1 protein-coding gene is annotated in these 242 nt (G+C 47.1%); it reads right to left on the reverse strand.

Annotated elements, in window-relative coordinates; genetic code table 11:
* Nucleotides 1-34 precede the first annotated feature (34 nt).
* Nucleotides 35-242 (reverse strand): exodeoxyribonuclease VII small subunit (locus CSR02_RS09110; RefSeq protein ID WP_099541423.1); only part of this gene is annotated, 208 nt, incomplete at its 5' end.

Raw genomic sequence — 242 nt, forward strand, 5'->3', positions numbered from 1 at the left:
TTTTTAAGTCAGACCCGGACAATCCATTTCAGTCTCAGCCATGTTCTTGTTGTTCATCAACCAATTTTCTGACAGCATCAATGCGATCCTGACAGTATTTTGCGAGGATATTGGCGCGCTTCACAAGCGGTTCAATTGCATCAACGTCAGGGATTTTACCCTGTTCCGGCTTGAGGGCAGCTGCGATCCGCTGCAATTCTGCATAAGCGTCTGCAAATTTTGTTGGCGGTTCGTTTCCAGTG

It is taken from the genome of Acetobacter pomorum, assembly GCF_002738225.1.
GTDB classification, from domain to species: Bacteria; Pseudomonadota; Alphaproteobacteria; order Acetobacterales; family Acetobacteraceae; genus Acetobacter; species Acetobacter pomorum.